Here is a 13633-nt window from a genome sequence, read left to right on the forward strand (position 1 = left end):
AAGGACCATCGAAACCCGGCGCTTGCTTCACCGCAAATCCGCCGCATAATCACAAAAACTAGATGAGCCAGATCCTCTCTTAGCTCAGGCGGCCATCTGTCCCAAAAACCCTGACGACGGACAATAGACGCAGGCGCCGACGCCATTCGCAGGGCTTTTGAGGAGGCGGTAGAGATTACACTCGACCCCCAGACGTCGCCTGGCTTGAGCGCTGCGCCATTATCCGTTGAGCCGCCGCAACAGCTTTTGTCGCAAATGTCGATGCTGTCGCATGTGTCGTGTCCGTCGCATTTGTCGACATCAATCTTTCATCGTTCCGACTGGGATGAACTCGAAAGGGATTTGTTCGAAGAGCGCGCAGCCATTCTCGAGTGCGAAGCAGGCTACCCGCGAAACTTGGCTGAGTACCTGGCGCGGAAGTTTATGGATTTTTGCCCGACGGATTGAATGAGCCAGGTCCGCGCGGAACAGCGCAATAAATTGCGTGGGGTGCACCCATGGGTCCTTCCGGCAGGGTTTCCTGTAAGCGGTCGCGCCAGCGCGATGCTTCCGTCGCGCTTAACAAATTCGAAAGCCTAAACAAACAATGCTTAACGTTTCTCCGTCTGGCAGTACCTCTTCGAAAAAGGCCATGCTTGAAATCTTTTCCACTTTCGAAAACATTGGACCCAGCGGTGCGTTACACTCGCCTGCTTTTTGAGGAGCAGTAATTCATGCAACGAGCCTTGGTCGTAGATGATCATCTGGAGGCGAGAGCGCGTGTTAGAAGCGCACTTCAGGATGTCTACGAGCCAGAAGAAATCTGCGAGGCATCAACCGCTCAGGCAGCGTCCCGTCAGGTTGATGGTGGCCCGTTCGATTTTGCCGTCATCGACCTGTCTTTGCCTGATGGACGTGGAGAAAGCTTGATTGGCAAACTTCGTGCGGCAAATCCTGACTGCTATGTTGTCGTATGGACGATCCACGACCAGACAGCGCGGTTGATCGATGTTCTGGCTCAGGGCGCAAACGGCTATTTGCTCAAGGACCAGGATGAAGCGTCGCTACGCAACTCTTTCAAGAGAATTCAATTCGGTGAGCCACCGCTTTCTGCTTCCGTTACCCGACGCTTGCTGGAATACGTTCAGCAACAGGGCGGACCGGAACACAGATCGCCTGCTGGAACAGGCAAAATCTCTGGTAACCTGATTGACGATCCTGAATCCTTGCTAACAGATCGTGAACGAGAAATTCTCGTTCTGCTGTCCCAGGGATTCAACCGGCCGGATGTCGCTGGAATCCTCGGAATTTCCAAAAGTACAGTCGCGACACATACGGCAAATATTTATGCGAAACTCAATGTGAACTCGCGATTGGAAGCAATGGAACGCGCCCGTCAGTTTGGCTTCATTTGAAGGATTGCGCTGGTATTAATCGCACGCCTGAAAACTTATGCCTCCAATGGCACCTCCAAACTGACCACGTAACAAAGCCCGCGCTCCTCCGCGCGACCAAACGTTGCGAAGGCACCAATTTCACTTGCGCGCGCCAAGATATTAGGGTGCCCACGACCGCCTGAGGAATCCCATTCGGTCCCTTCACGCGTGCCATTGCTAAGGCGAACGCGAAACGTTCCATCGTCTGAAATCTCACTTTCACAAATAACTGGAATTTCGGGGTCACCATACTTCAAAACGTTGGTAACCATCTCTTCGGCAATCCGCTTGATGTTCACGTAGACCCGACTAGTCACAATCCGACTGAATTGACCGACGGCATGATGTTCGATCTTGAAGCCCTGTCCGTCCAGCCGCGTCTGTTGTTCATCCCAGATTTCGTCCCAGCTGCTGCGGAGGTCGAACTCCCGGTCATTTTCTAACGTCAGAATCGATTCCTTCAGTGCTTCGAGCGTTTCCGAGGCGGCCGATTGTGCCGATTTGCTCTTGGGCAACGTATAAATCAGACTGAGCAGCTTGCCCCCCAGATGATCGTGCAGGTCGCGGGCGATGCGGCTTTTGTCAGTTTTTCTCTGCGCTTCCTGGTTTTCGCGCTGCTCAAACACCCGTAGCGCCATTTCATACAGCAGGTTAACTACTTTCTGATCGTGGGAGGTGAATAACCGACGGCCTCGGTCGCGTCCATGCAGCGTCACGGATCCTTTGCGCACGATAGCCGGAAAACGCAAAGTTAACCCGTTGTCTTCGATCTGCACATCGGAAAGGGGCATGTCCGGATGAAGCGCAATATCATCAACGTTAAACAAGGATTTCATGAACCGCACGAGATAGCCATCGATTTCTCCCGCATCGTCCAGTTGACCAATTTCATCGATAAACTTCAGAGTCACACCTCCCCATTCGATGCGGCTACGTCGCACCACATGATCCAAGATCAAACTTTTGACGGGGAATATTGCCCAACTGGCGACAACAGCAGCTAACGACGCCGCTTGCAGGTTTTCGAACCCCAAGAGCAGCAGAAATAACATATCTGCGAAAAGAAATGTCGTGATGATAACCAACCAAAGCATCACCCCGACCCAAACGGATTGGATCGCAAATAGCTTGAACCTAATTGTACCGAAGACGAATCCGACATAACAGGCGATCATTATGAGACCACCAGTTTCGGGGCCAACAAGCGGACTGGCTCCCAGCAGACCGGGAACAACAAACAATAGAACCCATGGAATTGCCGTTGCACCGATCGACAAGTGCACCCAAAGCATACGCGCCCGTTCTACCGGATCGTTCCGCCATTTAACCCATTGAAAAGCCATCAGCCCCAACCCGAATAGCAGTGCCAGGAAATAGGGCAGCAGATATGGATGGAGTGGTAATGGAAATCCTTCGAAATGGGCGTTAGCAAATGTGATTATGGCAAGTACCGCAGTTGCTATCACAAAAGGAAAGCGCGAAGGCGCGGCCGGCAGGTGCCATAGGATTCCGAGAATTGCAAAAGTGTGCAAAAGCCCCGCCAGGTTTCCAACAAAGTAAAGAGTTGTCCAAAACTCTGGTGGAAATGTCAGGACAAGCGGCGCCTTTACAGCGTGCACAAGCAGATGCACTGAATGGCAAATTGCACCGTATGTTACCACATTCACAGTTGTCGATGCCGGAGCAAACGAGATTAGCCCGACAGCAATACACAGCATCAAAAAACTTAGAACAACATTGTTCCAATACCCAAAAGGCAAATCGCGCCAGCGTGTTGGCCTGTCCGAGGGTAGATCATACTGCCTGCCATCAGTCGCAATTAAAGTGACATCTTCTCGGACAAAATCCCACAGGGCTCTTTTTTGCGACTGAACTTTGCGCCAATCATCGAAAGTGCGAACCTGCCCACGGTAATAGGCCAGAGAGTACCATGATAGCGGAAAGACTTCGCCATCTGACACGCGCAAGAGCTGAACGATGCGCGCGCCTCTAACGACACCAGCCTGATCTGCCGGGCTTCCAGGATGAACCGACGCAACGATCACCCCTTCCTGTCCGGCATTTGCCTCGAACTCAAGACCCCAGTAGGGCACCTTGAAATCTTGCTTGGTCGCAAAAATTAGCACGGCCAGCCAGAGACCAACCGTAACAAAAAAAACGAACACGGGCTTCACAAATCCCGGTCTTATGGTGTTCAAGCCGCTGTTCGATCCGTTCATTTCTGTTGGTTGCATGGTCGTCATCATGTCTGCGAACTCACTTTTCAAAAAGCTTATCATCACAATTCGTCGCAATCCGATGTTTTGACAGTCTTTGGCAAATTTGGCGCACGCTCGCAGTTTTGGTCACGAAAACCGCTTCGTACGCTACAAGCTCGGTCGACGGAAACATTGAGGACACGCCCCACACCAACTAAAGCGAGGGCATGTCATCTTGAAAAAATCGGTTCTACTGCAGCAATGCAGAACTCAGAAATGAAACCTGCGTAGCGACCTATGCCGCACTCGGTCTGGGGCTTCAATTGACGTCATCCGGATAAACTTGGGCTTCGCTTATGCTGTAACGCCAATCCAACCCTGCATTGCGCCAACCGTTCACAGTCCTTTGACCTTTCTGGGGACCTTGGGCGGCCTTGTCGCCTTCAAACCCGTCAACAACGGAATAGACTTTCGCAAATCCCATGTCGGTTAGGATATTGGCAGCTTTCGCGCTGCGACTTCCCGAACGGCAGATAAGAATGATGGGGGTGTCAGCTCGGTGCCCATGTCGCGTTACATAGTCGAGAAACATGTCGGCGAACTCTTCATTCACTTCCAGATTGTAGCCGCCTTTCGAGGCGTTGTACTTGGGAGTTTCTGGCATTGTCATGAACGGGATATTCACGTTCGCGCGTGTTGGCATCCCCAAGAAATTGACCTCTGCCCGGGTCCGAACGTCCACGAAAAGAACGTCTTCGGATTGAAGCATGACACCAGCTTCCGTCGCGGTGAGATAATATCCCGCGATTGTCTTCTTGCTTCTGGGAATGTCTGACGAGTGTACCGATCCAGCGATTGCGCTTATCGCAAGAGCAGCAATGCCAGTGCAAAAGTAACTTTTGGGCTTCATGAGTTTTCTCCTTTAAGCACGCTAATGGCCAACGGAGCCCGAGCGGACTGCACAGACCAGGTTCGCAAGGATTGTCAGACTGGTAAAAAGAGGTTCGGTATCAAATCCCGAAGCTTGAACACTATCCAAGAAACTCGTTCAAAATTTTCAATTTATGCCTGCTGCCACTCGTAAAGCGTTGCGTCCGACAATCGCGAACTCAGAATAAATGACGGACGGCCTGCTAAGAAATCGGCCGACTGGACTAGTCCTGTGAAAAATCCTGCAAAAGGTCATATCGGAGGAGCTTGTATTTAGGCGGGCTAGCGGCCATACGACTGGGTTGCAGCGAACGGCAGCTTCGGGCTCTTAGCCGCCATTTGCTGCGATCGGCTCGAATGACCGCACTGCGGACGGAGCCGACTTTTGCAGACGCAGCTTTCGCTCACACAGCATCCACTCGCGCATGCGGCGATCATTTTTCAAATATGCCGCTGTTTTCACTAAACCAGCCATTTGAGTCGTACCGATCTCGCCAAGTCTCAGGCCGCCCTCTCTCTGCGGGCTGCGCCGGCAATCGAGACGCCAGGTGGAACGGGCCTTCACATTCTCGGCATCACTCATCGGGAATTGCCCAAGGCACTAGACGACCGGTCTATTTTTATGTACTCAGTCGCATGCAGTCTCGTACCGATTCCACCAAAGAACACATACTAAGCACTGGCAGATGCCTTGTTGCACAACGGGGATTTGCGGGTATGGGTTTGAACGAGCTGCTAAAAAACGCGTCGGTACCCAAGGGGTCATTTTACCATTATTTCTCCTCGAAAGAAGATTTTGGCCGCCAATTGCTTGAGCAATACCTGACGCAATACCTGCTCCGGCTTGACGAGATACTAAGCGTCGATGGCCCCAATGCACGTGCGCGGTTGATGCACTACTGGTCCCTTTGGATCAGCACGCAAACATCGGGAGATGCCTGCGCACAATGTCTGATCGTGAAGATTGGCGCAGAGATATCTGACGTCTCGGATGAAATGCGTTCGATACTTGAGAAGGGAACACGCCAGATTGGTGCTCGCCTTTCTCAAGCGATTGTCGATGGGCAGGCGGACCACTCAATATCCCATACCTTACAGCCGAATCTCCTTGGCCCGGCGCTGTACGAAATGTGGTTGGGCGCGAGCCTGATGGCGAAGCTGTCACGTACAAGCGACCCGTTTCTGAATGCCATGGAAACAACCGAACTTTTGTTGTCTCCGCCTTCCCAAAATCCAAAGGAAAAACCTTGAAAATCATATACAAAGCCAGCGCTACGGCGACTGGCGGGCGTTCCGGCGTCAGCAAACTCGATGACGGTAGTTTTCAAGTCAACACCGTGCCCCCGGGCAGCAAGACAGAAGGCGTGAACCCCGAACAGCTTTTTGCGCTTGGCTACAGCGCGTGTTTTGACAATGCGATGCTGAGGGTGGCGCAGCGCATGAATCTGGCACCAACCGCGTGTTCGACAACAATTGAAGTCGGACTCGCGCAGCTTGAAAGCGGCGGCTTTGGGCTTGATGTCGATCTCTATGCAAACATCGTGGGCCTGTCTGAAACAGAGGCACAATCTCTCCTGACCGCCGCGCATAAGGTTTGTCCTTACTCCAACGCCTTGCAGGGCAACGTCGATGTCCGCCTGCATCTCAACCATTCATCGTGAAAAGAGAACTCCATGACACAAGCTACCGACACAAACCGCCAAATCGTACTTGCCCAACGCCCGGTTGGCGCGCCAAATGCCGATACACTACGCCTTGAGTCATCAGACGTGCCGGTTCCTGGTAGGGGTGAAATGCTGCTGCGTACCGAGTACCTGTCGCTTGATCCCTACATGCGCGGCCGGATGAACGATACCAAATCCTATGCCGAGCCTGTGAAGATCGGTGAAGTAATGACCGGTCAGGTCGTAGCAGAGGTCGTCACTTCAAATATCGAAGAATATCAGCCGGGTGATTACGTCCTGGCTGGTAGCGGGTGGCAGGATTATGCGATCTCGGACGGGTCAATGGTCGTGAACCTGGGCAAGAACCCGCAAAACCCGTCCTGGTCTCTGGGTATTTTAGGAATGCCGGGATACACGGCCTATGCGGGGCTGCTGAAAATAGGTGAGCCGAAACCCGGCGAGACCGTCGTGGTTGCTGCAGCGTCTGGCCCGGTTGGCGCCACTGTTGGCCAGATAGCAAAGATCAAGGGGTGCCGCGTGGTGGGCATTGCAGGCGGTGCGGAAAAATGCGCCCACGCTGTCGATAACCTCGGCTTTGATGCGTGCATTGACCACAAAGCTGACGACTTTGCCGGGCAACTGGCGGCAGCATGCCCCGACGGCATTGATGTCTATTTCGAAAATGTCGGCGGCAAGGTGCTGTATGGTGTTCTGCCTCTGCTTAATCCGTTTGCCCGTATGCCGGTCTGCGGTTTGGCCGCCTGGTACAATCTTCCCGGACTGCCGGAAGGGCCCGATATGGCGCCTGCCATCATGGGGGCAATCCTGCGCATGAAAGTGAAGGTACAGGGCTTCATCATTTTCGACAGTTTCGGCCCCGAGACCTACAAGGAATTTGTGGGTGATATGACGGCTTGGCTGAAAGAGGGCAAAGTTCAATATAAAGAACAGGTTGTGAAAGGGCTCGAAAATGCGCCCTCTGCGCTCAACGATCTCCTGGTCGGCAAGAACTTCGGCAAGATGGTGGTCAAGGTTGGCAACACCTGAGCCTTAGGTTGGGTTCAGAGCCGAAACACCTGTCGGCATCGCAACACATTCTGAATTCATGCGTGATAGGGACGTAAATATGGCTGTTTTGAATGGTGAAGCAATTCGTACCCGGGACGATCTGGCGCGATTTGAAACTGAAATGACGCTTGATCAACGCCTGCCGGAACGCAGTATTCTGGATGTGTTCATTGCCAGCGCCGCGCAGCATCCAACCTCCACCGCGATTACCATGCTAATGACCGGCGCGGTGGACGAACAACCGCGCCGGGTAAACTATAGCCAGTTGCTGGGGATGATCCGCAGCGCCGCCAATTTGTTTTCCTCGCTGGCTGGTCCTGCGCCCGGCGTCGCATACATGCTGCCCTCTCTCATCGAAACCCACGTGACGCTGTGGGGCGCTGAAACAGCGGGTTACGGGGTCCCGATCAATTTTCTTCTGCAATCTGACAGCATCGCCGAACTGATCAAGGCGTCGGGTGCCAAAATCTTGGTGGCCCTTGGCCCGCACCCACAACTGGACATCTGGGAAAAGGCGCTGGAATTGCGCGAGCAAATCCCCGGCCTGATCCTGATCCGGGTTTCCCCACCAGGCACCCCGGCCGAAGATGGCATCATTGATTTTGGTACGGCCATGGCGGAGCAGCCGGATGACCACCTTATCTTTGGCGAACCGCGTGGCGGCGACGATGTTGCGGCCTATTTTCATACCGGCGGAACGACAGGTGTGCCAAAACTTGTCACACACACCCACCGCAGCCAGCTCGTCTCGGCGTTTGGTGGCGCGGCCCTGTGTGGGTACAGGTCAGACGATATCATGACCGCAACGCTGCCGCTGTTTCACGTGGCTGGCACCATTGTTGGCGGGCTCAGCGCCTTCATGGCCGGGGTCGAGCTTGTCGTGATGTCCCCCGGCGGCCTGCGCAATCCTGCAATTGTCGAAGGGTTCTGGCGTCTTGTCGCACAGCACAAAGTGACCATTTTGGGCGGTGTTCCGACTGCCCTTGGCGCGGTATTGCAAGTGCCCGTTGGCGACAATGACATCAGCGCCGTGCGGACCGGCCTGACAGGCGCGGCATTGCTGCCTCCTGCTGTTGGGACGCGTTTCAAGGACATAACCGGATGCCATCTGCATGAAGTTCTTGGAATGACGGAATCGTCTGGGTTGGTCAGCATTGATCCTTTGTCCGGCCCCGGTTCGGTTGGTTCTGTTGGATGGGCACTGCCATACACCCAGGTTGAGGTTTTGCGTGTGAACGAAGACGGAAGCTTGGGTGAGACATGCGCCACCGACGAGATCGGCGTGATAGCAATCCAAGGAGATCATGTTTCGCCCGGCTACCGCGACCCAAAACACAATGACGGCGTTTTCGATGCTGGCCGGTTGAATTCCGGCGATTTGGGATACAAGGACGCCCAAGGCCGGATCTACATCGCGGGCCGGTCAAAAGACATCATCATCCGCAGTGGTCATAACATTGACCCGGCCATGATCGAGAACGCGATGGCCTCACACCCGGCAGTTGCCCTTGCCGCAGCCGTTGGAATGCCTGATGCCTATGCCGGCGAGCTTCCGGTTTGTTTTGTCGAATTGCTCCCGGGTGCGGATGTGAGCGTGGAAGATCTGCACCAGCATGCGCAGAGTTCAATTGACGAACGACCTGCTTGGCCAAAACTCATTCAGGTCGTAGATGCCATTCCCCTGACCACTGTCGGCAAGATCTTCAAGCCAGACCTGCGCTGTGATGCGGCCAAACAAAAGGTGACGGATCTGGTGCAGAGTGAATTGGGGATTGCCAATGCCCGCATCGAAGTCGTCGCTGGTGGTAGCCGCGGCATGCGCGTTACCGTCACCCTTTCCGAAGGTGATCGAACATCTGTCGAGAAACTTGAGAACGCTCTGGCGGCCTTTTTGTTCGAGGCACAGGTCCAAGTGGGCTAGTACAGAACTGAATTAGCAGCCCCCCCCCCCGGCGTTTTTCGGATCGAGTGCTAGAACCAGGTAACCGATCCTGAAACGCACAAGTGATGCGTTGCTGGCTCAACATTTCTCGCTTCGACGCCAAAGCGGTCGGTCAGCAAAGGCTATTTAATGGCTGGGAGTCCCGCAATCCGTAAATTGACCATCAGCAAATTGCTACAGGATCGACGAATGTCCGTGTTTCTAGCTGCCCTGCGGGATTGACATCTAAGCACCCGCAGCAATTTCTGTGCAGTGCGCTCGCGCCGCAAATACTTGGCGAGTCCGGTGTGGGCTCTTAGCCGCCGTTCGCGGCGCAATGCCTGAATGTCTGCTATGGACCGGTATCGGACTTGTAGCTTGACCTAATCTTAACGTTGAACTAAGCAGACTAAGGTCTTGAGCGGGTATAGCTTAATGGTAAAGCCCCTGCCTTCCAAGCAAAGTAGTTGAGTTTCATTGAGTATCATCTACTTGCCAAGAGTTTCATTTAATTGAATAATATTTTTCATCTGGTTGCATCCAGTATCACCTAATTGCATGTAGTTACCTACAAAAAGCCGACAAAATGCCAAAGCTAACAGAGACCTATGCACGCAAGGTTCCGCAGACAAAAAACGGGACCGACAAACATTGGGACAATGAAGTGAAGGGGCTGGTCCTCTTCGTTGGGAAGAAGGCCAAGACCTGGTATTTCCAGAAAGACGTGGGTGGCCAGACCAAGCGTGTTCTGATTGGCCGCTTCCCAGTGATCAGTGCAGCGGCTGCGCGGGAAACAGCGCTTGGCTTTGCATTGGAGTGGGGCAGGGGAGCTGGCAAGCACATCCAGATCGGTGCACCCACTTTAGAAGCCGCAATGGAGGGATACCTTGCTCGCCCCAAGCTCCGGTCAGATGCGCATCGGTTGAGTGTGCGTCAGCAGTTCGGACTGCACTTGAAAGATTGGATGGGGCTACCGCTGGATGAGATCACCAAGGCGATGGTGGTGGAGCGGCACCGATCTATGGCGAAGTACCCGTCTGCCGCCAACCATACGCTCAAGTATTTTCGCACTGTGTGGAACCATGCGCGCCGCATTCATGATCTCCCTGAAAGCCCGACCATGGCGATCGAATGGTATGAGGAACAGCCGAGCGGGCAGATCATCGAAGATTTAGTGGAATGGCGCAAAGCAGTCGATGGTTTGTACAACCCGATCCACAAGGTGTTCTACGAACTCATCCTGTTCACGGGGCTGCGCAAAACCGAGGCGCTGACGCTCGAATGGAAGAATGTGCGCGAAGACCACATTCATCTACCCATGACCAAGAACGGTCGCAGCTTTGACCTGCCGATCCTGCAGCACCATCACGAGATCCTTGCACCGATGCGCGGGTTAAGCCGTCAATGGGTGTTTCCGTCACCGAAATCCAAAACGGGATATGTGACGGGACCAGAGAAGATCCAATGGTCACCGCATGCACATCGCCGCACATTTGCGACTGTCGCCATGGAGTCGGGCATCCTAGAGGAGATTGTGGGTCGGCTCCTGAACCACACGCCGTTGTCGATCACTGGTCAGCGCTATGTGAAGCCGAGCCTGGACGCGCTGAGGCCCTCCATGGAAACTGTGTGTGACGAGCTGCGACGGCGAGGAGCGTATTGAAAAGGAAAACCATGCTAATGTTCAGCGGATTCGTGAGCGGAAAGAATTTGTTTTAGAAAATGCATGACACCCAGCCGTCGCCTCAAATGTCGATAGAAGAACCTGAAGGGATTCAAATGCTGGGGGCTGCACTCTGGCTGGGGCGCAGGCGATTTCCAAGGTGTCGCATCACGGACGAAGAAAATGAACTCATCTCTGAGTTTGACGTTAAGTTCCAACTTGAGAGGTTAAACACCTCAGACGACGTGATTGAAGCGGCCGAGAAGGTCAGATTGGATGATTTCCAGTTTGAGTGGTATCACTTGTATAAGTACAAGGAGTTGGTGCTATTTCTGCTCCGAAGGACGACGGAAGATTTCCCTCGATTGAACCGAGTATCGCCGATTTCAAGAAACGATGACCTGTGCCAGAGAAGTTCACCGTTCCGATTGTTTTTCGAGGTTTCCGAACAGTTTTTGAACCCTTCTATCGCGATTGATAAAACTCCTCGTTCATTCGATGAAATCGTGTTTGAACAGATGCTGTTTTCCTGCCTTCCGGTGGCAAAGAAACCAAGGGGCCGACCAACAGGTCGTCAATGGGACGACTCTCTGCAGGAAGCCGCCCTGGAGGCATTCAAGCTGTGGAAATACGAAGGTCACAGCAAAATGAGATCGGTCAAATTGGCTCTCAGTTGGTACGACGTGGTCCGTTCACTTGAAGAAGCAACGTCAAAAAACTTCATCGTCACCAACGATAATGAAGGTGCCTACCAACCCCTGATGCGCGAATTGAACAAACTCATAGCACTGGACGAAGCGGGCGAACTCGGCATGGAGTGACAATGACCGCAATTGTTAAGCGGCTTTGTTAAGGCAGTGACGAAACGCATCAAATACTCGGATTTTTTGAACTCTACCGTTAAGCCATGTTTCCTGACTATTTCCCCAATAGTTCACGGCTACTGGAGGTTAGGAAATGGGGTTGCAAGCGATGAACCCGGACAAGTTGCTGTCCCGCGCAGAGGTGGAGGAGCAGTACGGGATTTCAAAACGTTTTCTCGAACGATCAATGAATGACGGGAATGGGGTGCGGTATGTTCGCGTGGGACGTCTTGTGCGCTATCGCGCCAGTGATGTCGTGGCTTGGATCGAGCAAAACTCGATGGGAGGCCATAAATGATGCAGCGCCAGATAACTTCACGCAAAACTTGGCTGGCACGGTGGGGTGCGTTGAACGCAAAACTAAGCGATAGGGTGATTTAGGATGCCTGCCCGACTTGATGCTGTGGAGCGGCGTTTGTGTGTCTCTGAGGACGTCGCTCTAGGTGGCGATCTAACGCAAATAGAGCCGACTGAAGACGGTGTAGCGAAAGAGTTTGCAGCGCGCTTCAGAGATAGAATCCGCTTCGATCATGACGTGAGGGCTTGGTTCATCTGGCATGAAGATCACTGGGTGCAAGACAAGACGAAGAAAGCCTTCGAGTGGGCGAGGCAATTGAGTAGAGAGGCATCGGAAGCGTTGCCACATGCTGCGTCAAAAAGTGTTCGCAAAGCCGGATTTGCCTACGGGGTCGAGCGTTTTGCTCAATCTGATCCCAGTTTAGCAGGCACGCGAGAGTTCTGGGACCAGGATGCTTTCCTTTTGGGCGTTCCAGGGGGCACTCTAAACCTAAAAACTGGTGAAATTCTCGAGCCACACCCATCAGATGGGATCACGAAAAGAGCAGCTGTAGCGCCTGGAGAAGGTGATCCAACAAAGTGGTTGGACTTCTTGTCGACTGTGAGTGGAGGCGATGAAGACGTTGTACATTTCATCCAAATCTGGTGCGGGTACTTACTTACTGGAGAAACATCTGAACAGACACTTTTGTTTCTCTACGGTCCTGGCGGAAATGGAAAAAGCCTCTTTCTCAACATCGTTTCAAGGGTATTGGGAGACTACGCTGTTCAGGCTAACATGGACACTTTTACGGCGTCACGACTTGATCGGCATCCGACCGACTTGGCCATGCTGGCCGGAGCCCGCATGGTATCTGCCTCTGAAACGACAGAAGGGCGCTCGTGGGACGAAGGCCGAATAAAGTCTCTCACCGGTGGCGATCCGATTACAGCCAGATATATGCGTAAGGACTTCTTTACCTACCTTCCGTCTTTTAAATTGACCTTCGTTGGGAACAATCAACCCGTTCTTCGCAACGTTGACCAAGCGATGAGGCGGCGCATTTTGATGCTGGCGTTCAACCATCAGCCGGAAAAACCGGATCCAGAGTTGGAAAAAAAGATATGGGCTGAGGCCCCACAAATCCTGAAATGGATGATACGCGGGTGTCTGGAGTGGTTGGAACGCGGATTGCCTAGGCCAAGCGCGATCACTTCACTGACCGAACAATACTTCGAAGATCAGGATACTTTCGGTGAATGGCTGGCTAACCATTGCCGAGTTGATGATCGGGCCGGCCAAACTTCCTCAGCTGATCTATTTTCGTCATGGAAAGAATACGCGGAAGCCCACGGAGAACAGCCCGGGAGCGCAAAGGCGTTGGGGCAGCGCTTACGTCGGCGTGGTCTGCAAAACGGCGATGCTCGGATCGATGGAAAGGTACGAAAAGTTTGGTTCGGGATAGCGTTGTTGGATCGCATTGGATAGGTTCCGCGTTGCCCGTTGCTAATGTCGCGATAGAACCTGAACGCAATACTTGCGCGCGCGTGAGAGACAACCGGTTGTGTCGCAACATCCGCAACGAAGGAGTGCGGGTCCTTCCAGGGGATTGAATGTTAAGCGATCGCGCCAGC

At 53.3% G+C, this 13633-nt stretch carries 12 protein-coding genes; 9 read left to right on the top strand and 3 right to left on the bottom strand.

The features are described from left to right. Positions 1-713: 713 nt before the first annotated feature. Positions 714-1394: a response regulator gene (locus tag E0501_RS00005; protein WP_137699315.1), complete on the top strand. Its 681-nt coding sequence runs from the start codon at positions 714-716 to the stop codon at positions 1392-1394. A gap of 35 nt (positions 1395-1429) precedes the next feature. Here E0501_RS00005 and E0501_RS00010 read toward each other — a convergent pair whose 3' ends face one another. The 3 genes from E0501_RS00010 to E0501_RS00020 all read right to left on the bottom strand — a co-directional run bounded on the left by E0501_RS00010 (position 1430) and on the right by E0501_RS00020 (position 5126). Next, on the bottom strand, positions 1430-3661 hold the full coding sequence (locus E0501_RS00010) for a hypothetical protein (protein ID WP_137699316.1): 2232 nt from the start codon (positions 3659-3661) through the stop codon (positions 1430-1432). 271 nt (positions 3662-3932) lie between these two features. After that, positions 3933-4523, bottom strand: a complete 591-nt coding sequence (locus E0501_RS00015) for a rhodanese-like domain-containing protein (RefSeq protein WP_137699317.1) — start codon at positions 4521-4523, stop codon at positions 3933-3935. A gap of 348 nt (positions 4524-4871) precedes the next feature. Then, positions 4872-5126 (bottom strand): hypothetical protein, encoded by a 255-nt coding sequence (locus tag E0501_RS00020; RefSeq protein WP_137699318.1) that lies wholly within the window; start codon positions 5124-5126, stop codon positions 4872-4874. Between the two features lie 53 nt (positions 5127-5179). Between E0501_RS00020 and E0501_RS00025 the strand changes: the two genes are divergently transcribed. The 8 genes from E0501_RS00025 (at position 5180) to E0501_RS00060 (ending at position 13487) form a co-directional block, all read left to right on the top strand. Next, positions 5180-5794, top strand: coding sequence for a TetR/AcrR family transcriptional regulator (locus E0501_RS00025; protein ID WP_137699319.1), 615 nt, complete (start codon positions 5180-5182; stop codon positions 5792-5794). Further along, the gene (locus E0501_RS00030) at positions 5791-6204 is read left to right on the top strand and encodes an organic hydroperoxide resistance protein (RefSeq protein WP_137699320.1); all 414 of its coding nucleotides are present in this window, start codon (positions 5791-5793) and stop codon (positions 6202-6204) included. Before E0501_RS00025 ends, E0501_RS00030 begins: the two co-directional genes overlap by 4 nt. A 12-nt stretch (positions 6205-6216) precedes the next feature. Further along, positions 6217-7254 (top strand): NADP-dependent oxidoreductase, encoded by a 1038-nt coding sequence (locus E0501_RS00035; protein WP_137699321.1) that lies wholly within the window; start codon positions 6217-6219, stop codon positions 7252-7254. Between the two features lie 79 nt (positions 7255-7333). Further along, positions 7334-9196 carry an AMP-binding protein gene (locus tag E0501_RS00040; RefSeq protein ID WP_137699322.1) on the top strand — a complete coding sequence of 621 codons (1863 nt, stop codon included), beginning with the start codon at positions 7334-7336 and terminating at the stop codon, positions 9194-9196. Positions 9197-9782: 586 nt separating this feature from the next. Beyond that, positions 9783-10859 carry a tyrosine-type recombinase/integrase gene (locus E0501_RS00045; protein ID WP_137699323.1) on the top strand — a complete coding sequence of 359 codons (1077 nt, stop codon included), beginning with the start codon at positions 9783-9785 and terminating at the stop codon, positions 10857-10859. An 86-nt stretch (positions 10860-10945) separates the two neighbouring features. Next, a complete protein-coding gene (locus E0501_RS00050) occupies positions 10946-11680 on the top strand; it encodes a hypothetical protein (protein WP_137699324.1) in 735 nt (244 codons plus the stop codon). A 136-nt stretch (positions 11681-11816) separates the two neighbouring features. Beyond that, positions 11817-12020 (top strand): helix-turn-helix transcriptional regulator, encoded by a 204-nt coding sequence (locus E0501_RS00055; RefSeq protein WP_137699325.1) that lies wholly within the window; start codon positions 11817-11819, stop codon positions 12018-12020. Between the two features lie 84 nt (positions 12021-12104). Further along, positions 12105-13487, top strand: a complete 1383-nt coding sequence (locus E0501_RS00060) for a phage/plasmid primase, P4 family (RefSeq protein ID WP_137699326.1) — start codon at positions 12105-12107, stop codon at positions 13485-13487. Positions 13488-13633 lie beyond the last annotated feature (146 nt).

It is taken from the genome of Marimonas lutisalis (assembly GCF_005434965.1).
Lineage (GTDB): Bacteria > Pseudomonadota > Alphaproteobacteria > Rhodobacterales > Rhodobacteraceae > Marimonas_A > Marimonas_A lutisalis.